Origin of the sequence: Mesorhizobium sp. B2-4-6, assembly GCF_006442775.1 — a bacterium.
Taxonomy (GTDB): Bacteria; Pseudomonadota; Alphaproteobacteria; order Rhizobiales; family Rhizobiaceae; genus Mesorhizobium.
Window position 1 is genome coordinate 1 of sequence record NZ_VFVI01000027.1, and the last position, 20789, is coordinate 20789.

The window sequence follows — 20789 nt, forward strand, 5'->3', positions numbered from 1 at the left end:
TCGCTCAACTGCCTCTCCAAAGAATCCTTTCTCAGCCTAAACTCAACCCCAAAAGCGCCATATGCGATTCCCCTGCCGTTCACGGGGAGACGATGGCGGCAGCCAGATGAGGGGCGGCGCAGACGGTGAAAATTGAGCAGCTCAGCTCATCGGAAAAACAAAAACCCGGCGATCAAGAACGTCGGGATCAGCACCGCGCCCGACCACGCCATGTAGCCGAAGAAGCCGGGCATCTTGAAGCCGCGACGCCTGGCGATGGCGAAGACCATGAAGTTCGGCGCATTGCCGATATAGGTGTTGGCACCCATGAACACCGCGCCCGCCGAGATCGCGGCGAGCGTCGATGCTGCCTCCGTCATCAAATGCCGGGCGTCGCCGCCGGCGAGCTCGAAGAACACCAGATAGGTCGGCGCGTTGTCGAGGAACGACGACAGCGCCCCGGTCAGCCAGAAATAGGCGAGATCGTTGGGTTGGCCGTCCGCGGATGCGACCAGTGCCACCAGCGGCGCAAGCGCGCCGTCGTGGCCGGCCCGCAGGATGGCGATGACCGGCACGATGCAGACAAAAATGCCGGCAAAGAGTTTCGCCACCTCGGCGATCGGTCCCCATGTGAAGCCGTTCGCCTCGCGGTGGCTCTTGTACGAGACTTTTAGCGACAGCAAGGCGAGCGCCAGGATGATGGCGTCGCGCACCAGGTTCTGCAGCTCGAGGCTGACGCTGAAAATCGGGATGCTGACGCCCGGCTTCCAGCTCGCCGAAAGCAGGATCGCGCCGATCACGCCGGCGAGCAGCGGCAGGTTGGCCAGGCCGCGCAGGCGCACCTTCGTATCCGGCGTCGGGTCCTTGATCTTCGGCATCCCGCCCTCGCGGCGATGCAGCACGATATCGAGCGCCAGGAAGACGGCGAGCACCAGCCCGCCGGTGAACAGCGTCTCGCGCCACAGATTCGCGGTCGTCCAGAAGAAATCGACGCCACGCAGGAAGCCGACGAACAAAGGCGGATCGCCGAGCGGCGTCAGCGAGCCGCCTATGTTGGAGACCAGGAAGATGAAGAAGATCACCACATGGGCGTTGAACGGCCGGTTGTCGTTGGCGCGCAGCATCGGCCGGATCAGGATCATCGAGGCGCCGGTCGTGCCGATGACCGAGGCGAGCATTGCGCCGATCAGCAGCAGCCCGGCGTTGACCAGCGGGGTGCCGTGGATGTTGCCGGCAAGCAGGATGCCGCCGGAAATCGTGTAGAGCGCGAACAACAGGATGATGAAGGACGTATATTCGGTAAGCAGCGTGTGCAGCACCGCTTCGCCTGCCGAGGCAAGGCCGAAGGCCACCGCCAGCGGCACGACCACCAGCACGGCCCAGCCGGCGGCGATCTTGCCGTAGTGATGTTCCCAGACATGCGGGAAGAGCAGCGGTCCGGTCGCGATCGACAAGAGCAGGCCGGCAAAGGGCAGGCCCCACCACAGCGACATCGCGGCGCCGGGCAGTTCGTGATTTTCAGCGGCGAAGCCAGATTGCGGGAAAGCGAGAATGAGTGCGCCAGCCATGCCTGTCGCCAAAACCCCCGCAAATGTCGTGATGCCCCCTCGCTGCCTCACCGTGGCGTCAATCCGCCGAATGATCTTCAAGCGTCACGCCGGCTTCGTGCATGCGCTTCAGCATCGCCTCGACCGAGCCGTTGAGGTCGATGCCGCGGCACGCGTCGAGCCGCACGGTCGTCCTGAACCCCTGCTTCACGGCATCAAGGGCTGAAAAGGCGACGCAGAAGTCGGTGGCGAGGCCGGCCAGGGTGATCGTGTCGACGCCGCGTTCCCTTAGGTAGCCGCCAAGGCCGGTCGGGGTTGTATGGTCGTTCTCGAAGAAGGCCGAGTAGGAGTCGATCGCGGTGCGGAACCCCTTGCGGATCACCAGCTCCGCCTTGGTCCAGGCGAGCCCGGAATGGAAATCGGAACCGAGACTGCCCTGGATGCAATGGTCCGGCCACAGCGTCTGCGGCCCGTAAGGCATCTCGATCGTCTCGAAAGCCTGCTTGCCGGAATGGCTGGAGGCAAAGCTCGAATGGCCGGCGGGGTGCCAGTCCTGCGTCAGGATTACATGCTCGCTGCGCCGGACCATGTCGTTGACCAAAGGCACGATCTCGTCGCCGCCGGCAACCGCCAGCGCGCCGCCTGGGCAAAAATCGTTCTGCAGGTCGATGACGATGAGCGCTTCTTCGGCCATGCGGTTCCCTCTCGTTCAGCTTGGGGGCTCCAGTCCAAAAGCCGCTCACGCGACCGGACACGGAACCTTGACCAGATGGCCGGCGGCGTCAACCTCCGGCGCCATAACGATCTCGTTCAGGTGCTGTCGGCGGCAACTCTGGCTTTGACAATTGCCGCCGGCCTGATATCATTTGCATACGAATGAAATTTGACCGGTGCGCATGCCGGCGGGAAGGCCCGAAGCAGGCACTTCGGAGGGCTAGGGAAGGCCCCTTTCGGGAAGGCCCAATTGTCTGGAAGGCAGAGCGTGATCCGTTACGCGAAACCCACCACGGTCGACGAGGCGCTCGCTTTGCTTGGCGAGGACCGCTGGCGCATTCTGGCCGGCGGCACGGATTTCTATCCGGCACAGGGCGCCAACCCCTTCCGCGACAACATCCTCGACATCAATGGTCTCGCCCAACTGCGCGGCATCGCCGAGGCCGACGATCATTGGCGAATCGGCGCCCGCACCACCTGGACAGACGTTGTCCGCCATCCGCTGCCGACGGCGTTCGACGCGCTGAAGGCCGCCGCGCGCGAGGTCGGCTCGGTCCAAATCCAGAATGTCGCCTCGGTAGCCGGCAATCTTTGCAATGCCTCGCCCGCCGCCGACGGCGTGCCGGCATTACTGGCGCTCGAAGCCGACGTCGAACTGGGCTCGGCCAAAGCCGTCCGCCATCTTCCGCTCGGTGAATTCATCCTCGGCAATCGCCGCACGGCGCTGCAGCCGGGCGAGATGGTCACCGCCATCCGCGTGCCGAAGCGCTCCGCAATTGGCACCTCCGCCTTCGTCAAGCTCGGCGTCCGGCGCTACCTGGTCATCTCGATCGCCATGGCGGCAGCCCGGCTCGTGGTCGAGGGCGGCGTGATTGCCGATGCGGCGATCGCCGTCGGCTCCTGCTCGGCCGTTGCCCGTCGTCTCGCCGGCGTCGAGGCGGCGTTGCGCGGGCAGCCAGTCACTTCTGCCCTTGCGGACACGGTGCTGTCGGCGCCGATTGATGAACTGTCGCCGATCGCCGATGTGCGCGGCAGCGCCGAGTATCGGCAGGACGCGGCGCGCGAGATCGTCGTCCGCGCGGTGCACGCCGCGATCGGTTCCGGCGAAGGCAAGGTGGCCGCATGAGCATGACCCAGCCTGGCATGGCCAAATCCGGCATGGCTCAATCTGACATGGCCCAGTCCGGCATGGCCCGGTCCGGCGTGCAACGCGCCGAGATTGCCTTCGAGGTCAACGGCACGGCCGTCAGCGTATCCGTGCCGCCGGTCAGGCGATTGTCGCAGGTCTTGCGCGACGAGTTGCGGCTGACCGGCACCAAGGTCGGCTGCGATGCCGGCGATTGCGGCGCTTGCACGGTGCTGGTCGACGGCAATCCGGTTTGCGCCTGCCTGATGCCGGCGGCCTCCGTGGTCGGCGCTTCCGTCACCACCGTCGAGGGCCTTGCCAATGGCCAGCTGTCCGCCTTGCAGGCCTCTTTCCTTGAACACGGCGCCGCGCAATGCGGCATCTGCACGCCCGGCCTGTTGGTCGCAGCCACCGCGCTTTTGGAACGCAACCCCACGCCAAGCGAGGCCGAGACGCAGGATGCGCTGGGCGGCGTGCTCTGCCGCTGCACCGGCTACAGGAAGATCGTCGCGGCGGTGATGGGCGCCTCGCGGCATATGAACGGCATAGATATTCGCCTCCCGGAAGCGGGCCACGCCGTCGGTGCCTCTCCCATCCGCCTCGACGGCGTGCCGAAAGTCACGGGCGACGAGATGTTCGGTGGAGACTCCTTTCCGGCCGATGCCCTGGCGGTGCTCGTGGTGCGCTCGCCGCATTATCATGCCCGCTTCAGCTTCGGCGATCTCGATGCCTGGACGAAAGCGCATCCCGGCATTGCCGGCGTCTTCACGGCGGCCGACATCCCGGGCCACAACTGCTTCGGCGCCATCGGTCCCTTCGCCGACCAGCCGGCGTTGGCCGAGGGTTTTGTCCGTCTGCGCGGCGAGGCGGTGGCGCTGGTGGCGGGCGAACGCGAGGCGATCCTCGATCTCGACCTGACGGATTTTCCGATCGGATGGACGGAATTGCCGCATATGCTGCAGCTTGCCGAGGCGAGGGCCGAGGGCGCTGCGCTGATCCACGGCCACCGGCCGGCGAACCTGCTCACCTCCGGCCTGGTCGAACGCGGCGATCCTGAGGGAGCGCTTGCGGGCGCGGCCGCCACCGTCTCCGGCTCGATCGAAACCTCCTTTGTGGAGCATGCCTATATCGAGCCGGAAGCCGGCTACGCATACATGGACGGCGACGAGCTGGTCGTCGTCGCTTGTACCCAGGCGCCCTACATGGATCGCGACGAGACGGCCAAGGTTCTCGGCCTGCCCGTTGAAAAGGTACGCATCGTGCCGACCGCCACCGGCGGCGGCTTCGGCTCGAAACTCGATGTCTCGCTGCAGCCCCTCATCGGCCTTGTGGCGATGAAGACGGGCCGGCCGGCGGCGCTCGCCTACACGCGCAACGAATCGATGATGTCGACCACCAAGCGCCATCCGGCCGAGATGAAGGCGACCATCGGCGCCGATGCCGAAGGCCGCGTCACCGGCATGGTCTTCGAGGGCGATTTCAACACCGGCGCCTATGCCAGCTGGGGGCCGACGGTCGCCAATCGCGTGCCGGTGCACGCTTCCGGCCCCTATCTGACGCCGAACTACCGGGCGACCGGCTATGCCATCCACACCAACGGCCCGATCGCGGGGGCCTTCCGCGGCTTTGGCGTCCCCCAGTCGACGATCATGCAGGAGACGCTCTATGATGAGCTCGCCGGCAAGCTGGGCATCGATCGGCTGGACTTCCGGTTAAGGAATTGCCTGCGTGACGGCTGCGAAACGGTCACCGGCCAGCGCCTCGAGTCGGGCGTCGGCATCGGCGAATGCCTGGAGCAGCTTCAGCCGCGTTGGTCTCGCGCGCTGGCGGACGCGGAGGCGTTCAATGCCACCCACGCCGCAAGCAAGCGTGGCGTCGGCGTCGCCTCCTGCTGGTATGGCTGCGGCAACACCTCGCTGCCCAATCCCTCGACCATCAAGGTCGGCATCACGGCCTCCGGCGACGTCGTCCTGCACCAGGGCGCGGTCGATATCGGCCAGGGCTCCAACACGGTCATCACGCAGATCTGCGCCGACGCGCTCGGCTTGCCGCTGGGCAAGTTCAAGCTGAAGAGCGCCGACACCGGGATCACGCCTGACGCCGGCAAGACATCCGCCTCGCGCCAGACCTTCGTGTCCGGCAAGGCGGCGGAGAAGGCAGGCCGCGCATTGCGCGAGAAAATCCTGCGCTTCGCCAATGTCTCCGGCCAGGCGACGATTGCGCTTGACGGCTCCAGCATCTCCATCCGCGAAGGCGATGCCGCGCGACGCATCGATCTCGCGGCACTCAAGGCCGATGCCGACGGCCTGGTGTTCGTCGCCGAGGAAACCTACGATCCGCCGACGCTGCCGCTCGACGCCAAGGGCCAAGGCAAGCCCTACGCCGTCTACGGCTATGGCGCGCAGATCGCCGAGCTCGAGGTCGACCTCAAGCTGGGCACGGTGAAGCTGATCAGGATCACCGCCGCGCATGATGTCGGCAAGGCGATCAACCCGGTGCTGGTCGAAGGCCAGATCGAGGGCGGCATCGCGCAGGGCATCGGCATGGCGCTGATGGAGGAATATATCCCGGGCCGCACCGAGAACCTGCACGACTACCTGATCCCCACCATCGGCGACGTGCCGCCCATCGAGCATATTCTGGTCGAGATTCCGGATCCTGAAGGGCCGTTCGGCGCCAAGGGTCTGGGCGAGCATGTGCTGATCCCGACAGCGCCGGCGATCCTCAACGCCATCCGCCATGCCACCGGCGTCCTGGTCACCAAGGTGCCGGCGACGCCGAGCCGCATCCTTGCGGCGATCCGCGAAAAGGAGGCGCGCCGATGAGCGAGCTTGCCGAACGTTTCGAAACCCACGACCCCGGCGAAAAGCAGGTGGCGGAAAAGATCCGCTGCGATGCCTGTCCGGTCATGTGCTACATCGCCGACGGCCGCACCGGCGCCTGCGACCGCTACGGCAATATCGGCGGCCATATCGTGCGCATGGACCCGCTGACCATCCTCGACCACGCGGCCGAAACCGGCGGGGCGGTCGTGCCGTTCGTCGCCGAGGGCGAGGCGTGGAACGGCGAACTGGTCAACACCGGCCGCCGCTTCGTCACCGCGATCGGCGCCGGCACCACCTATCCGGACTATAAGCCGGCGCCCTTCATCGTCAGCCAGGAGGTCGAAGGCGTCGATCTCGTCACCGTCGTCACCGAAGGCATCTTCTCCTACTGCGGCGTCAAGGTGAAGATCGACACCGACCGCCATATCGGCGACGAGGCGGCGACGGTGCGCTCGGAAGGCGAGGCGATAGGCCATGTCACGACCGGCGAATACGGTTCGCAGATGCTGTCGCTCGGCGGTGTTCACCATCTGACCGGTGGCTCGAAGGCTGAAGGCCGCGCCACCTGCGATGCGCTGCTCGATCTCTGCAACAGGAAACCGGTCGAGCTCACCATTGACGGCGGCGCGACGGTGATCGTCGAAGCCGGCAAACCGCCGGTCATCGACGGCAAGGTCGAGCACCGCATGCGCGTCGGCTGCGGCTCGGCCACCATCGGCATGTTCGCCACGCAATGGCGCGGGCTGGTCGACGAAGTGGTGGTGGTCGACGATCACATCACCGGTGTCGTCTCCGAGCATCAGGCCGGCAAGGTGCTGGGCTGGGAGGATACCGGCATCAAGATCATCGGCCGCCGCTCGACGCCGGGCCGCTATTTCAAGGTGTCCGAGCCCGGCCTCGGCTGGGGCGGCACGACGATCTCCGATCCGCTGTCGATCCTAGGCGACTGGAACGCCAAGAAAGGCGCGCGTCCGGGCCTGTCCCTACTGATGGTGTCGACCACCGGCGAGCAATTCGCCTATTACGAGCTCGACGATGAGCTGAAGCCGGTCGAAAAGCCGTTCCCGGACCGGCTGCAAAAGTCCGTCGGCCTGATCGAGGAGAATTGCGAACCGGCTTTGTGCACGGTTCTCTTCATCGGCGGCGCCGGCGGCTCGCTGCGTGCCGGCGTCACCGAGAACCCGGTCAACCTGACCCGCTCGGTGCAGGGCCTGAAGACCTATGTGACCGTCGGCGGCGCGCCGGTCTATGTCTGGCCGGGCGGCGGCATCACGCTGATGGTCGACGTCACCCGCGTGCCGGAAGGCGCCTTCGGTTATGTGCCGACGCCGGCGCTGGTGGCGCCGATCGAGTTCACCATGCGCCGCGACGACTATGTCAGGCTCGGCGGCTACGAAAACGAGATCCGCAACGTCGAGGACATCCTCGCCAAGGGCGGCGAATACCTCAACCCGCGCAGCAACACCGGCGCGCCGGCCGGCAATCCCTGGCCGCCGCTGGCGCAACTGCGGCGTTCCGCGGCGAATGGTGCCGGCTGATGAACGGCCCGCAGGCGCACTGGCTTGCCGACGGCAGGCGGCTTCATCTCAATCATGGACCGATCGACCTCATCGTCGAGGCCTTTGGCGAAGCGGATGAATGCCGCGCCGCTTACGAACAGGCAGTAGCCCGCTTTCAGACGATCCTGATCGAGGTGGTCGAAGAGCTGCCCGAATTGCGGCTTCCTGCATTCTTCCTGGCGCCGCGCAGTTTTGCCGGCCCTACGGCGCGCCGCATGGAAGCAGCCGTCACGTCATTGGCGGAATGCTTCATCACGCCGATGGCGGCCGTCGCGGGCTCGGTAGCCGACGAAATTCTTGGTTCCCTGCTCGCCGGCCGCCGGCTCGACCGCGCTTACGTCAACAATGGCGGCGACTGCGCCCTCCATCTCGGCAGAAACCAGTTGATGACGGTGGCCATCGCCGGCACCGGGAGTGGCATGGCCGATCGCGTCACCATTCGCGCCGAGGACGGCGTGCGCGGCGTTGCCACCAGCGGCTGGCGGGGCCGGTCGTTTTCATTTGGGATCGCCGACGCCGTTACCGTTCTCGCCCCGACCGGCGCCGAGGCCGACGCGGCGGCGACGCTGATTGCCAACGCTGTCGACCTGCCTGGACATCCTGCCATCGCCCGCGCCGCGGCGCGCGACCTGGCGCCGGACAGCGATCTCGGTGAGATGCTGGTGACACAAAGCGTCGGCGCGCTCGCGCCCGGCGAGATTGCGCGGGCGCTGGACAACGGCCTTGCCGTCGCCGAAGATTTTCGCCGGCGCGGCCTGATCGCCGCATCGGCGCTGTTTCTGGCGGGCGAGGCCCGCATCAGTGGCTCGGTGGCGCTCGCCGCGCCCAACAAACATAAAGCGAAGGAAACTGCCCATGCCTGACTTTCCGATCCGCAAGGTCGCGGTTCTGACCGAGGAGATTTTTCACGACGGCGGTCCTGTGGCGAAAGAACCCCGCCTTCGCGCCGCGGCTCTCGCCGTGGTCAAGAACCCCTTCGCCGGCAGTTATGTCGAGGAACTGCAAGGCGCGATGGAAGACCTGAAGCCGCTCGGGCTGCTTCTCTCCGACAGGCTGATCGCAGCGCTCGGCGGCGACGTGAAGAAGATCGACGGCTACGGCAAGGGCGCCATCGTCGGCTCCGCCGGCGAACTGGAACACGGCGCGCTGTGGCACGTGCCCGGCGGCTACGCCATGCGCGAGCGACTGGGCGACGCCAAGGCCATCGTGCCGTCGGCCAAGAAGGTCGGCGCCTTCGGCTCGCGGCTCGACGTGCCGCTCGGCCACATCAACGCCGCCTATGTGCGCAGCCATTTCGATGCCATGGAAGTGGGCATCAGCGACGGCCCGCGCCCCGACGAGATACTTTTCTGCCTCGCCATGACCTGCGGCCCGCGCGTCCACAACCGCATGGGCGGCCTGGCGGCGCAGGACATCAAGGCATGGGACGGCTTGAGATGAGCGGCGAGGACAATCTGCTGCGCCTGGTCGAGGCCGAAGACGGCGACGAGAACAACTACCATCTGCAGGACCAGGTCGGCTTCATCCTGCGCAGGGCGCATCAGCGCCATGTCGCGCTCTTCGCCTCGCACATCGGCGACCTGACGCCGCCGCAGTTCGCGGCGCTCGCCAAGCTCTACGATATCGGTGAAACCTCACAGAACCAACTCGGAACGCTGATCGCGATGGACGCCGCCACCGTGAAGGGCGTCATCGACCGGCTGAAGGCGCGGGGACTGGTCGACGTTTCCAAGCACGAGGTCGACAAAAGGCGGCTGCTGGTCAATCTTACCCCGGAAGGCCGCGAGGCGATCGAGCGTCTGATCCCGCTTGCCCGCGCGATCACGGAGGAGACGCTGGCGCCGCTGACCGCCAAGGAGGCGGCGACATTCCTGCGGCTGTTGGTGAAGCTGGCGTGATTAGTTAGCCGGGTCGATCTCGAACATCTCCTTGGCCTGCTCGGCCGTATAGTAACCAAGCCGGACATCCTCGGCGACCTGCTTCGGGTCGCGCTCGCGCGGATCGCCATAGCCGCCGCCGCCCGGCGTGCCGACGCGCACGCGGTCGCCGGCCTTGAGCGCGATGTCCTGCTCTTTCGAAAGATGCGGCGGCACATGCGCTTCGCCGTTCCGGAACACGGTCACGCTGTTCGGCGCGCCATCCTTGCCGCCGAGCGCGCCCTGCGGGCCGAAGCGGCCATGGTCCATGACGAAGGACGCGCGGGCTTCACCGCGTAGGATCTCGACTTCATAAGCGAGCCCGAAGCCGCCGCGATGCTTGCCCGCGCCGCCGGAGCCCTCACGCAGCGCGTAGTGGCGGTAGAGCACCGGAAAAGCCTGCTCCATGATCTCGACCGGCGGCGACTTCGAGATGCCGATGGTCGAGCAGCCATTGCTCAGCCCGTCATGGCCGGCATTGCCGCCATAGCCGCCGCCGGAGATCTGGTACATGACATAGTCGCGGCCGCGCGCCGGATCGTTGCCGCCTAGCGCGAAATTGCCGCTGGAGCCGGCGGGCGCCGCCGTCACCTTGTCCGGCAGCGCCTGCACCATGGCAGCGAACACCGCTTCGGCGATGCGTTGCGACACTTCCGCCGCGCAGCCTGATACGGGCCGCGGGTATTTTGCGTCGAGGAACGTACCTTCCGGCCGCTTGACGTGCAGCGGCTCGAACGCACCGGCGCTGATCGGCACTTCCGGGAAGATATGGCGCATGGCGAGATAGACGGACGACAAGGTCGTCGCCAGCACGCTGTTCATCGGCCCCACACAGGGTTTTGAGGAGCCGGCAAAGTCGAAGGTCAGCGTGTCGCCTTTCTTCTCGACGGCGAGATCGATGGTCAGCGGCTCGTTCACCACCCCGTCGGAATCGACGAAAGCCTGCGAGCGATAGACGCCATCGGGGATGACGGCGATCGAGGCGCGCATCTGCTCGGCGGCGCGACGGCGCAGCTCGGCGATCGCCTCGACGACGGTTTCGTCGCCGTAACGATCCAGGATTTCATTGAGCCTGTCCTGGCCGATCAGCAATGCGGCGGCCTGCGCGCGGATGTCGCCGATGCGCTGGTCGGCGACCCGGATGTTGGAGCAGATGATGGCGTAGATCTCGGGATCGAGCACGCCCTTCTTGAACAGTTTGACCGGCGGCAGCCGCAGGCCCTCCTGCTCGACCGCGGTGGCCGAGGCCGAAAAACCGCCCGGCACCGAGCCGCCGATATCCGGCCAATGACCGGTGTTGGAAAGCCAGCAGAAGATCTTGCCGTCGCGATAGACAGGCATGACGAAGCGCACATCCATCAGATGCGTGCCGCCGAGATAGGGGTCGTTGACGATGTAGATGTCGCCCCGCTCCGGCGCCAGGCAGCTTCCGTCGGCGATCATCTCGATCACCGTCTTGGTCGAATATTGCATGACGCCGACAAACACCGGCAGGCCTTGGCTGCCTTGCGCGATCAGCGAGCCGTCGACGGCCGAGTAGATGCCGTCCGAGCGGTCGTTGGCCTCGGCGATGACCGGCGAGAAGGCCGCGCGGGAGAAGGTCAGGTCCATCTCGTCGCAGACCTGCTGCAGGGCGGCCTGCAGCACCGAAAGCGTGATCGTGTCGAGCTTTGCCATTTCAGGTCTCGCCGATGTCGATGATGATGTTGCCGTCGACATCCGAGCGGGCCCGGTCGCCGGGCTCGAGCACGGTCGTGGCGTCCATCTGTTCGAGGATCGCGGGTCCCTCGATCACGGCATCGAGCGGCAGCTTTTCGCGGGCATAGACCGGCGTGTCGTGCCAGCGCCCGTCGTACCAGACCGGCCGGATCTCGCGCCGCGCCTCCTCGAGCGTTGCCGCACGTCCCGCCGGGTCGATCAACCGCGACAGGTCGATCTGCGGCCGCACCCCGGTGACCGAGGTGTTGAGGTTGACGAGGTTGGCGCGGATTTCGGGCAGCTCGACCTTGAAACGGGCGAAATAGGCCTTTTCGAACAGAAGCTGCAGCGTTTCTCGTGAAACCGAAGAGGAGGGCAGCGGCACGTTGATGATGTGCGTCTGGCCGACGAACTGCATGTCGGCGGAATGGGTGACGCGGATCGCGTCCGGCTTCACCGCTTCCTTGGCGATCAGCGCCTCACCTTCGTTACGGTGCCGTTCCAATACCTCGTGAAGCGAAGCTTCATCGAGCCCGCCGACCGGCTGATTGATCGTGTTGACGAAGTCGTGGCGCAAATCCGCGACGACGCAGCCGAGCGCATTGGTGATGCCGGGGCGCGCCGGCACCAGCACCCTGGGCAGGCCGAGTTCGCGGGCGAGCGCCGTCGCATGCAGCGGCCCGGCGCCGCCGAAGGCGAACAGCGCGAAATCGCGCGGGTCGTGGCCGCGCGACACCGACACCATGCGGATGGCGCCCGCCATCTTCATGTTGCCGAGCCGCAGCACCGCGCCGGCGGCTTCGACGCCGGAGAGCCCTGTGCGCTTGCCGATCTTGTCCTCGAAAATGCCGGTCACGCGCTCGACGGTGACCGGATTGTCGACGGCGAGCAGCTTCTTTGGCGCCAGGCGGCCGAGCACCAGATTGGCGTCGGTGATGGTCGGTTCCACGCCGCCGCGCCCGTAGCAGATCGGGCCTGGATTGGCGCCGGCGCTTTCCGGGCCGATCTGGATCAGCCCGGCCGCGTCGACGCGCGCGATCGAGCCGCCGCCGGCGCCGACCGTGTGCACCGCCACCATCGGCACATGGATCGGCATCGCATATTCGATCTCGATCTCGTTCGACACGGCGGGTTCCGCGTTGCGGATCAGTGCCACGTCGGTCGATGTGCCGCCCATGTCGTAGGTGACGAGATTGCCGAAGCCGGCGCGTTTTCCCGTATAGGCGGCGGCGATCACGCCGGAAGCCGGGCCGGACATCACGGTCTTGGCTGATTCCTGCGTGACGAAGCGGGCCGAGATCATGCCGCCATTGCCGTTCATGATCAGGAAGTCGCGGGCGTAGCCCTTTGCCGCTAGTTCCTTGCGCAGCCGCTCGACATAGCGCTCCAGGATCGGCTGCACCGAGGCGTTGACGGCAGCCGTCACGCCGCGCTCGAACTCGCGCGCTTCCGAGAGCAGCGCATGGCCGGTGGTGATGTGGCCGTTCGGCCAGACCTCCGCCGCGATCTCGGCGGCCCGCCGCTCATGCGATGGGTTGGCATAGGAGTGCAGGAAATGGATGACCAGTGACTCGCAGCCGGCGTCGAGCAGCTTCTTCACTGCATCGCGCATCTCGGCTTCGTCGAGTTGAATGCGCACGGCGCCCGACGCCTCGACCCGCTCCGATACTTCGAGCCGAAGGTCGCGGGGAATGACCGGCACGAAAGTTCCCGTCATGCCATAGGCCTGCGGTCGTGTGCGGCGGCCAAGCTCGATCACGTCGCGAAAGCCGCGCGTGGTGATCATGCCGGTCCGCGCCAGGCGACGCTCCAGCACGGCGTTGGTGGTCGTCGTCGTGCCATGCACGATGAGGTCGATGCCGTCGATCGGAAAACCGGTGGCGCCAAGTGCCGCGACCACGCCGAAGGCCTGGTTCTCCACCGTGGTAGGGGTCTTGGCGATATGGACTTTGCCGCCCGCCTTGCCGTCGATCAAGAGCAGATCGGTGAAGGTCCCGCCGACATCGATGCCGGCCACGACGCTTCCCGCCGACGCCGAAAATTTCTCATTCATTGCCGAAACCCGAAATGCCAGGACTACGGATATGCCTCGGTTTGGAAAGGCGTTTTACGCCGCCATCTTGACCTGGAGATCATTTGTATACTAATAAATTCCCGACACAAGAGCTTACCGCTTGGCAGTGTGCAGGGAGCACGCCGGAACCTGACCGTTCGGGCGCGCACGAGAAGGTTTGGCGCCAGAAGGTCCGTCTGGGCTGGAAAGTTGGGTTGGAATGAACACGACATCCGCGTTGAACGTCGCCGGCTCGAAGCCGCTGCAGTTCCCGATCCCGGCCAATGTCTATGCCGAGACCGTGGTGTCGGTGAAGCATTACACCGACCGGCTGTTCTCGTTCCGCATCACCCGCCCGCAGTCGCTGCGTTTCCGCTCCGGCGAATTCGTCATGATCGGCCTGCCCAACGCCGAGAAGCCGATCTTCCGCGCCTATTCGGTCGCTAGTCCCGCCTGGGACGACGAGCTCGAATTCTTCTCTATCAAGGTGCCGGACGGTCCGCTGACCTCCGAGCTGCAGAAGATTGAGGTCGGCGACACCGTCATCATGCGCCAGAAGTCGACCGGCACGCTGGTGCTCGACGCGCTGACGCCTGCCAGGCGCGTCGTCATGATCTCGACCGGCACCGGCATCGCGCCTTTCGCCAGCCTGCTGCGCGACCCCGATACCTACGAGAAGTTCGACGAGGTCATCCTCACCCACACTTGCCGCGACAATGCCGAGCTTATCTACGGCCAGGAACTGGTCGCGGCGCTCGAAAGCGATCCGCTGATCGGTGAGCTGACCGGCGGCCGCGTCACGCTCTACAATTCGACGACGCGGGAAGAGTCGGCGCGCATGGGCCGCATCACCGCGCTGATCGGCTCGGGCAAGTTCTATTCCGACCTCGGCATCGACAAGCTCAATCCCGAGACCGACCGCATCATGATCTGCGGCTCGATGCATATGCTGAAGGACGTCAAGGAACTCGCCGAGAGCCTCGGCTTCCAGGAAGGCTCGCTCAGCCACCCGGCAAGCTTCGTCGTCGAGCGCGCCTTCGTCGGCTGAGGCGCGCCGCCGCCCGCCAGCTCTGTTGGAGGCATCTGAGATTAGCGACGACATTCGCGCTTCGTCATTCTAGGGCGGAGCAAAGAGCGGAGCGACGCGCGCAGACCCTAGAATCCATGCCGTTACGCTAAGGCATTGCGGCGGTTACAGAATTCTGCACCGCCGCACTCTGCGGCAGAGGTCACGGCATGGATACTCGGGTCAAGCCCGAGTATGACGAGAGATAGGCGTTTCGGCTAATCTCCAACGCCGGGAGCATCTGCTCAGCATGACGTTTTGACCATGCGGTCAAAAATTGGCTGCTTTCGCCGGCTTTTTCCGCTATGACCCTTTGAAAGACTCGTGAAGCGCTGTTTCACGGGTTATCTTCGGCGTGAGGTCGCCGAGATGAAAGGGCTGGAGATGAGCACGATCCGCGAAGCGGGCGCAGGCGCAGGCGCGTCCAAGGTGATGCCGCTGCCGGCGCGCGCCGCCGCCAACACGCCGCTGCCGCCGGAACACGGCATTGCCCGCAATCCCGGCATGAAGCTCGATCTCGGTTTCCTGGAATCGGTGCGCAGCGTCAACCGCTCGGCGCTGGAGAGGCGGGTCGCGACGCTCACCAAGCGGCGCTCGATCAAGGCCGACAACCAGGCAGCGTGGCTGTTGCGGGCGATCGCCTGCATGGACCTCACCACGTTGAACTCCAACGACACCGACGAGCGCGTGCGCCGGCTCTGCGCCAAGGCGCTCAACCCGCTGCGCCGCGATATCGTCGTCGGCCTGGGCATTGGCGCAGAGACCATCCGTCCGGCGGCGGTCTGCGTCTACCATCCCTTCGTGGCCACGGCAGTCGACGCCCTGCGCGGCACCGGCGTCCATGTCGCCGCCGTCTCGACCGCTTTCCCGCACGGCCTTGCGCCGCTCTCGACCCGCCTGCAGGAGATCGAGGCCTCGGTGAAGGACGGCGCCGACGAGATCGACGTCGTCATCCCGCGCGGCCTGGTCTACGGCGCCAAATGGCGCGAACTGTTCAACGAGATCGTCGCCATGCGCGCGGCCTGCGGCGATGTGCATCTCAAGGTCATCCTCGGCACCGGCGACCTCGCCACGCTACGCAACGTCATGCTCGCCTCCATGGTGGCGATGATGGCGGGGGCGGACTTCATCAAGACGTCGACCGGCAAGGAAAGCGTCAACGCCACGCTTCCCGTCGGCCTTGCCATGGTGCGTGCCATCCGCGCCTATTTCGAGGAGACCGGCTACCTGATCGGCTTCAAGCCGGCCGGCGGCATCTCCACCGCCAAGGTGTCACTGGACTGGCTGGTGCTGATGAAGGAAGAGCTCGGCCGTCCCTGGCTCGAGCCGGACCTGTTCCGCTTCGGCGCGTCCAGCCTGCTCACCGACATCGAACGCCAGCTCGAACATCATTTGACCGGCCACTATTCGGCCAACCACCGCCACGCGATGGCGTAGGGCGAAGGCCTTGAGCGCCGAGTTCCTTCTCGCCCCCCTCTGTCCTGCCGGACATCTCCCCCACTTGTGGGGCGATTGGCTGTCATCGATGATTTCGCCAATCGCCGACGTTGCAGGACGGCAGCCGCCAGGCGTGAAGGCTGATCTCCCCCGTTGTGGGGGAGATGTCCGGCAGGACAGAGGGGGGCGCGAAGGATCGCCTGCCAAGACGATTACCAGGAGCATGTTATGAACATCCTCGAACGCTATCACGCCATGGAATACGGTCCGGCGCCGGAAGCCCGCAACGAGGCAGATGCCTGGCTCGCGGCACGCGATTTCTCCAAGGCCCTGTTCATCGACGGCGCCTGGAAAGCGGCGGCCAGCAGCAAGACTTTTGAGACCAGCGAACCGTCCTCCGGCAAGCTGCTTGCCAAGGTCTCGGATGCGGGCGCCACCGATATCGACGCCGCGGTCGCGGCCGCCGCCAAGGCGCTGCCGAAATGGAGCGCCAGTTCAGGCTACGCCAGAGCAAAAGTGCTCTACGCCATCGGCCGCGCCATGCAGCGTCACCAGCGCCTGTTCGCGGTGCTGGAATCGATCGACAACGGCAAGCCGATCCGCGAGAGCCGCGACATCGACGTGCCGCTGGCGATCCGCCACTTCATCCATCATGCCGGCTGGGCGCAGGCGCTCGAGAAGGATTTTCCCGACCACAAGCCGGTCGGCATCGTCGGCCAGGTCATCCCGTGGAATTTCCCGCTGCTGATGCTGGCCTGGAAGATCGCGCCGGCGCTGGCCGCCGGCTGCACGGTGGTTCTGAAGCCGGCCGAATTCACGCCGCTCACCGCCATCCTGTTCGCCGAGATCTGCGAGCGGGCGGGCGTGCCGAAAGGCGTCGTCAACATCGTCCAGGGCGGCCCTGAAGCGGGTGCTGCCATCGTCAATCATCCCGGCGTCCAGAAGATCGCCTTCACCGGGTCGTCCGAAGTCGGCAAGATCATCCGCAAGGCGACGGCCGGTTCAGGCAAGAAGCTCTCGCTGGAGCTCGGCGGCAAGTCGGCCTTCGTCGTCTTCGAGGATGCCGATCTCGACAGCGCCGTCGAAGGCCTGGTCGACGGTATCTGGTTCAACCAGGGTCAGGTCTGCTGCGCCGGCTCGCGCCTCCTGGTGCAGGAGGGCATTGCGGAAGCCCTTATCGCCAAGGTCAAGGTCAGGATGAGCCGGCTGCGGGTCGGCAGCCCGCTCGACAAGAACACCGATATCGGCCCGCTGGTCGACCGCAGCCAGCTCGACCGCGTCAAGGGCCTGATCGCCGAGGGCGCGAAACAGGGCGCAGTCTGCTGGCAGCCGGACGCCGCGCTGCCGACAACCGGTTATTATCATCTGCCCACGCTTGCGACATCTGTTTCGCCGGCTAATATTCTGGCACAGGAAGAGGTCTTCGGGCCGGTTCTGGCGACGATGAGCTTCCGCAACACCGAGGAAGCGATCGAGCTTGCCAACAACACGCGCTACGGCCTGGCCGCTTCGGTGTGGAGCGAGAACATCAATCTCGCGCTGCACGTCGCGCCGCAATTGAAGGCCGGCGTCGTCTGGGTCAACGGCACCAACATGTTCGACGCCGCCTGCGGCTTCGGCGGCTACCGTGAGAGCGGCTTCGGCCGCGAAGGCGGCCGCGAAGGCATGTTCGAATATCTCACCGCCAAGCTGCCGGCCGGCCCTGCCATCAGGCCGGCCGCGGCCGGATCGGCCCAGCCGGTCGAGCAGGCCGACGGCACGGCCATCGACCGCACCGCAAAGCTGTTCATCGGCGGCAAGCAGGTGCGGCCGGACGGCAACTACTCGCTTGCCGTCGCCAGCGCCAAGGGCAGGCTGGCCGGCGAAGTCGGTCTCGGCAACCGCAAGGACATCCGCGACGCCGTCGCCGCTGCCCGTGCCTGCAAGGCCTGGCCGGATGCGACGGCCTATAACCGCAGCCAGGTGCTCTATTATCTTGCCGAAAATCTGTCCGGCCGCGCCGACGAGTTCGCCGCGCGCCTTGTCCAACTGACCGGCGTGACGGCGAAGGCTGCGCGCGAAGAGGTCGAGCAGTCGATCGAGCGGTTGTTCCTCTATGCCGGCCTCGCCGACAAGTTCGAGGGCCGTGTTCACCAGCCGCCGGCCCGCGTCGTCACCTTGGCGCTGCATGAGCCTGTCGGCGTCGTCGGCATCGTCGCGCCCGACAATCAGCCGCTGCTCGGCTTCATCTCGTTGGTGGCGCCGGCGCTCGCCATGGGCAACGCCGTGGTCGCCGTCCCGTCTGAGCGGCATCCGCTTTTGGCGACCGACCTCTACCAGGTGATCGAATATTCCGACATCCCGGCCGGTGCCATCAACATCGTCACAGGCCGCAGCGCCGAGCTGGCCGGCGTGCTGGCCAAACATGACGACGTCGACGGGCTCTGGGTGTTCGCCGACGCCGAGACCTGCGCCAAGGCGGAGGCCGACTCCATCGGCAACCTCAAGCGCGTCTGGACCGGCAATGGCCGCACGCTCGACTGGGCGTCAAGCGAAGCGGCCGGCGAGGCCTTCCTGCGCCGCGCCATCGAGGTCAAGAACGTCTGGGTTCCCTATGGCGACTGAAGCCCTTCGCACGAGGCGCGTCCGCAACCTTGCGGCAACGATAGTCGGCGCCGGAGCCGGTCTGGCCGCTGTCGCAAAGGTGAATGGCGTTCGGGCTTGACGCTCGGACCAGCGTTCTTTAACGAGAAAAAACATCTTTATCTGTGAAGCGGGACTTAGGCCGCACGATACTGGCGGTCTGGTACATGACGCCAGGGCTGGCCATCGATAGACGCGGACGCATTAAGCATTCCAGGAAAAGTGCGAGCGGTTTTCCGTCTGGAATTGCGTCAAAACAAGGAGATAGAGCGGTTCGCCGTTTCCGTGAAACGGCGAACCGCTCCGGGCAGGCGAGGAGAAGAACATGGCGGATCTGGCGGGCAAAGTGGTCGTGGTCACCGCGGCGGCGCAAGGCATCGGCCGGGCTAGCGCGCTGGCCTTCGCTAAGGCGGGCGCGACCGTTCACGCCACCGATATCAACGAGCCGTTGCTGGCCGAGCTGGGCAAGACGCCCGGCATCAAGCCCCGCAAGCTCGATGTGCTGAACGACGCGGCCGTCGCGTCTGCCTTCGCCGAGATCGGCCGGGTCGATGTGCTGTTCAACTGCGCCGGCTTCGTCCATGGGGGTTCGATCCTCGAGATGAAGGACGAGGATCTCGACTTCGCGGTCAACCTCAATGTCCGCTCGATGATCCGCACCATCCGCGCCGTGCTGCCCGGCATGCTGGAGCGCGGCGACGGCTCGATCATCAACATGGCCTCGCTGGCAAGCTCGCAGAAGGGCGTGCCGAACCGTTTCGTTTACGGCCTGACCAAAGCAGCGGTGATCGGCCTCACCAAGGCGGTCGCCGCCGACTATGTCGCCAAGGGCATTCGCTGCAACGCGATCTGCCCGGGCACGGTCGAAAGCCCGTCGCTGCAGGACCGCATGCATGCGCACGGCGACTATGAGGCGGCCCGCGCGGCCTTCATCGCCCGCCAGCCGATGGGCAGGCTTGGCACGCCCGAGGAGATCGCCGACCTCGCCGTCTACCTTGCCGGCGCCACCTACACCTCGGGGCAGGCCTACAACATCGACGGTGGCTGGTCGATCTGAGGGATCGGAACGGGCTTGGCAAGAGATCGGGGTTCTGCATCGATCAGTCTGAAAATCCCTTTCGCCAGATCGCCCGATGCGGCGTTCGCGCTTGCCGGGGATCAGATCGATGGCTACGGTCCGCCCGGCTTTCGCAACGTCACCCCAATCGAAACGAATTTTGCAAAAATGGCTTCAGGCCGCACCTTAGGAGAAGAATGATGAAGTTGTTGCGCTATGGCGAAGCTGGCAGCGAAAAGCCCGGCCTGCTCGATGCGGATGGGACGATCCGCGACCTTTCGGCTCATGTCGCCGATATCGCCGGCACGACGCTCCATCCGACCTCGCTGGAGATGCTCTCGAAGCTCGATCCAAAATCGCTGCCGGTGGTTTCCGGCAAGCCGCGCCTGGGCGCCTGTGTCGCCGGGACCGGAAAATTCATCTGCATCGGCCTCAACTACTCCGATCACGCCGCCGAGACTGGCGCCACCGTGCCGCCGGAGCCGATCATCTTCATGAAGGCAAGCTCGGCCATTGTCGGGCCGGATGACGACGTTTTGATCCCGCGCGGCTCGGTCAAGACCGACTGGGAGGTCGAGCTTGGCGTCGTCATCGGCAAGACGGCGAAGTATGTCTCGGAGGAGGACGCGCAGGATTATGTCGCCGGCTACTGCGTCGCGCACGACGTTTCCGAGCGCGCCTTCCAGGCCGAGCGGCAGGGCCAGTGGACCAAGGGCAAGTCCTGCGACACCTTCGGCCCGACCGGCCCGTGGCTGGTGACCAAGGACGAGGTAGCCGATCCGCAGAACCTGAAAATGTGGCTGACCGTCAACGGCAAGACGATGCAGAACGGCTCGACCAAGACCATGGTCTACGGCGTGAAGTATCTGGTGTCATACCTCAGCCAGTTCATGTCGCTGCATCCCGGCGACATCATCTCCACCGGCACGCCGCCCGGCGTTGGCCTCGGCATGAAGCCGCCGGTGTTCCTGAAGGCCGGCGACGTGGTGGAGCTGGGCATCGAAGGGCTCGGTCAGCAGAAGCAGACGTTCAAGGCGGACGAGTAACGCAGACTTTCCGTTCTCTCCTTTTGATATTCCGGAAGTGAGAAGGTGGTTCGCGCCTTTCCTCTCCCCCCCTCCGGAGCAGGGGAATCGCATATGGCGCTTTTGGGGTTGAGTTTAGGCTGAGAAAGGATTCTTTGGAGAGGC

General features: G+C 65.6%; 16 protein-coding genes. 12 read left to right on the forward strand and 4 right to left on the reverse strand.

The window, feature by feature from the left end; all coding sequences use genetic code 11:
- Nucleotides 1–146: 146 nt before the first annotated feature.
- Together FJ957_RS31290 and pncA are read right to left on the reverse strand one after the other, a co-directional pair.
- Nucleotides 147–1547, reverse strand: a complete 1401-nt coding sequence (locus tag FJ957_RS31290) for a sodium:proton antiporter (protein ID WP_140837396.1) — start codon at nucleotides 1545–1547, stop codon at nucleotides 147–149.
- Nucleotides 1548–1605: 58 nt separating this feature from the next.
- Complete coding sequence (gene pncA, locus FJ957_RS31295) at nucleotides 1606–2220, reverse strand: bifunctional nicotinamidase/pyrazinamidase (RefSeq protein ID WP_140837398.1); 615 nt, start codon at nucleotides 2218–2220, stop codon at nucleotides 1606–1608.
- A gap of 288 nt (nucleotides 2221–2508) precedes the next feature.
- On the opposite strand from pncA, the gene FJ957_RS31300 reads away from it, so the two are divergent.
- The 6 genes from FJ957_RS31300 to FJ957_RS31325 are packed head-to-tail and all read left to right on the forward strand — an operon-like array spanning nucleotide 2509 to nucleotide 9648.
- The gene (locus FJ957_RS31300) at nucleotides 2509–3366 is read left to right on the forward strand and encodes a xanthine dehydrogenase family protein subunit M (protein ID WP_140837400.1); all 858 of its coding nucleotides are present in this window, start codon (nucleotides 2509–2511) and stop codon (nucleotides 3364–3366) included.
- Nucleotides 3367–3413: 47 nt separating this feature from the next.
- Entirely contained in the window at nucleotides 3414–6191 is a 2778-nt protein-coding gene (locus FJ957_RS31305; RefSeq protein ID WP_246686020.1) for a molybdopterin-dependent oxidoreductase, read from the forward strand.
- A complete protein-coding gene (locus FJ957_RS31310) occupies nucleotides 6188–7729 on the forward strand; it encodes a 6-hydroxynicotinate reductase (RefSeq protein WP_140837402.1) in 1542 nt (513 codons plus the stop codon). The genes FJ957_RS31305 and FJ957_RS31310 overlap by 4 nt, the downstream gene beginning before the upstream one ends.
- Entirely contained in the window at nucleotides 7729–8613 is an 885-nt protein-coding gene (locus FJ957_RS31315; protein WP_140837405.1) for a UPF0280 family protein, read from the forward strand. The genes FJ957_RS31310 and FJ957_RS31315 overlap by 1 nt, the downstream gene beginning before the upstream one ends.
- On the forward strand, nucleotides 8606–9190 hold the full coding sequence (locus FJ957_RS31320) for an amino acid synthesis family protein (RefSeq protein WP_140837407.1): 585 nt from the start codon (nucleotides 8606–8608) through the stop codon (nucleotides 9188–9190). Before FJ957_RS31315 ends, FJ957_RS31320 begins: the two co-directional genes overlap by 8 nt.
- Entirely contained in the window at nucleotides 9187–9648 is a 462-nt protein-coding gene (locus FJ957_RS31325; protein WP_140837427.1) for a MarR family transcriptional regulator, read from the forward strand. Before FJ957_RS31320 ends, FJ957_RS31325 begins: the two co-directional genes overlap by 4 nt.
- On the opposite strand, the gene FJ957_RS31330 is transcribed toward FJ957_RS31325, so the two are convergent.
- Both FJ957_RS31330 and FJ957_RS31335 read right to left on the reverse strand, forming a co-directional pair.
- Nucleotides 9649–11343, reverse strand: coding sequence for a hydantoinase B/oxoprolinase family protein (locus FJ957_RS31330; RefSeq protein WP_140837409.1), 1695 nt, complete (start codon nucleotides 11341–11343; stop codon nucleotides 9649–9651). It lies immediately after the preceding gene.
- 1 nt (nucleotide 11344) lies between these two features.
- Nucleotides 11345–13417 carry a hydantoinase/oxoprolinase family protein gene (locus FJ957_RS31335; RefSeq protein WP_140837411.1) on the reverse strand — a complete coding sequence of 691 codons (2073 nt, stop codon included), beginning with the start codon at nucleotides 13415–13417 and terminating at the stop codon, nucleotides 11345–11347.
- 220 nt (nucleotides 13418–13637) lie between these two features.
- On the opposite strand from FJ957_RS31335, the gene FJ957_RS31340 reads away from it, so the two are divergent.
- The 6 genes from FJ957_RS31340 (at nucleotide 13638) to FJ957_RS31370 (ending at nucleotide 20645) form a co-directional block, all read left to right on the forward strand.
- On the forward strand, nucleotides 13638–14465 hold the full coding sequence (locus tag FJ957_RS31340) for a ferredoxin--NADP reductase (RefSeq protein WP_140837413.1): 828 nt from the start codon (nucleotides 13638–13640) through the stop codon (nucleotides 14463–14465).
- 402 nt (nucleotides 14466–14867) lie between these two features.
- The gene (gene deoC / locus FJ957_RS31345) at nucleotides 14868–15920 is read left to right on the forward strand and encodes a deoxyribose-phosphate aldolase (protein ID WP_140837415.1); all 1053 of its coding nucleotides are present in this window, start codon (nucleotides 14868–14870) and stop codon (nucleotides 15918–15920) included.
- A gap of 228 nt (nucleotides 15921–16148) precedes the next feature.
- Entirely contained in the window at nucleotides 16149–18524 is a 2376-nt protein-coding gene (locus tag FJ957_RS31355) for an aldehyde dehydrogenase family protein (RefSeq protein ID WP_140837418.1), read from the forward strand.
- 343 nt (nucleotides 18525–18867) lie between these two features.
- Nucleotides 18868–19599, forward strand: coding sequence for an SDR family oxidoreductase (locus FJ957_RS31360; RefSeq protein ID WP_140837420.1), 732 nt, complete (start codon nucleotides 18868–18870; stop codon nucleotides 19597–19599).
- A 15-nt stretch (nucleotides 19600–19614) separates the two neighbouring features.
- Nucleotides 19615–19800 (forward strand): hypothetical protein, encoded by a 186-nt coding sequence (locus tag FJ957_RS31365; RefSeq protein ID WP_140837422.1) that lies wholly within the window; start codon nucleotides 19615–19617, stop codon nucleotides 19798–19800.
- The gene (locus FJ957_RS31370; protein WP_140837429.1) at nucleotides 19800–20645 is read left to right on the forward strand and encodes a fumarylacetoacetate hydrolase family protein; all 846 of its coding nucleotides are present in this window, start codon (nucleotides 19800–19802) and stop codon (nucleotides 20643–20645) included. Before FJ957_RS31365 ends, FJ957_RS31370 begins: the two co-directional genes overlap by 1 nt.
- Nucleotides 20646–20789: the final 144 nt, after the last annotated feature.

What these genes read in the sequence shown, in the direction of transcription:
- FJ957_RS31315 (WP_140837405.1), top strand. Translation starts at nt 7,729, where the DNA reads ATGAACGGCCCGCAGGCGCACTGGCTTGCCGACGGCAGGCGGCTTCAT.
- FJ957_RS31360 (WP_140837420.1), top strand. Translation starts at nt 18,868, where the DNA reads ATGGCGGATCTGGCGGGCAAAGTGGTCGTGGTCACCGCGGCGGCGCAA.
- FJ957_RS31320 (WP_140837407.1), top strand. Translation starts at nt 8,606, where the DNA reads ATGCCTGACTTTCCGATCCGCAAGGTCGCGGTTCTGACCGAGGAGATT.
- pncA (WP_140837398.1), bottom strand. Translation starts at nt 2,220, where the DNA reads ATGGCCGAAGAAGCGCTCATCGTCATCGACCTGCAGAACGATTTTTGC.
- FJ957_RS31330 (WP_140837409.1), bottom strand. Translation starts at nt 11,343, where the DNA reads ATGGCAAAGCTCGACACGATCACGCTTTCGGTGCTGCAGGCCGCCCTG.
- FJ957_RS31310 (WP_140837402.1), top strand. Translation starts at nt 6,188, where the DNA reads ATGAGCGAGCTTGCCGAACGTTTCGAAACCCACGACCCCGGCGAAAAG.
- deoC (WP_140837415.1), top strand. Translation starts at nt 14,868, where the DNA reads ATGAGCACGATCCGCGAAGCGGGCGCAGGCGCAGGCGCGTCCAAGGTG.
- FJ957_RS31325 (WP_140837427.1), top strand. Translation starts at nt 9,187, where the DNA reads ATGAGCGGCGAGGACAATCTGCTGCGCCTGGTCGAGGCCGAAGACGGC.
- FJ957_RS31305 (WP_246686020.1), top strand. Translation starts at nt 3,414, where the DNA reads ATGGCCCAGTCCGGCATGGCCCGGTCCGGCGTGCAACGCGCCGAGATT.
- FJ957_RS31335 (WP_140837411.1), bottom strand. Translation starts at nt 13,417, where the DNA reads ATGAATGAGAAATTTTCGGCGTCGGCGGGAAGCGTCGTGGCCGGCATC.
- FJ957_RS31370 (WP_140837429.1), top strand. Translation starts at nt 19,800, where the DNA reads ATGAAGTTGTTGCGCTATGGCGAAGCTGGCAGCGAAAAGCCCGGCCTG.
- FJ957_RS31340 (WP_140837413.1), top strand. Translation starts at nt 13,638, where the DNA reads ATGAACACGACATCCGCGTTGAACGTCGCCGGCTCGAAGCCGCTGCAG.
- FJ957_RS31290 (WP_140837396.1), bottom strand. Translation starts at nt 1,547, where the DNA reads ATGGCTGGCGCACTCATTCTCGCTTTCCCGCAATCTGGCTTCGCCGCT.
- FJ957_RS31355 (WP_140837418.1), top strand. Translation starts at nt 16,149, where the DNA reads ATGAACATCCTCGAACGCTATCACGCCATGGAATACGGTCCGGCGCCG.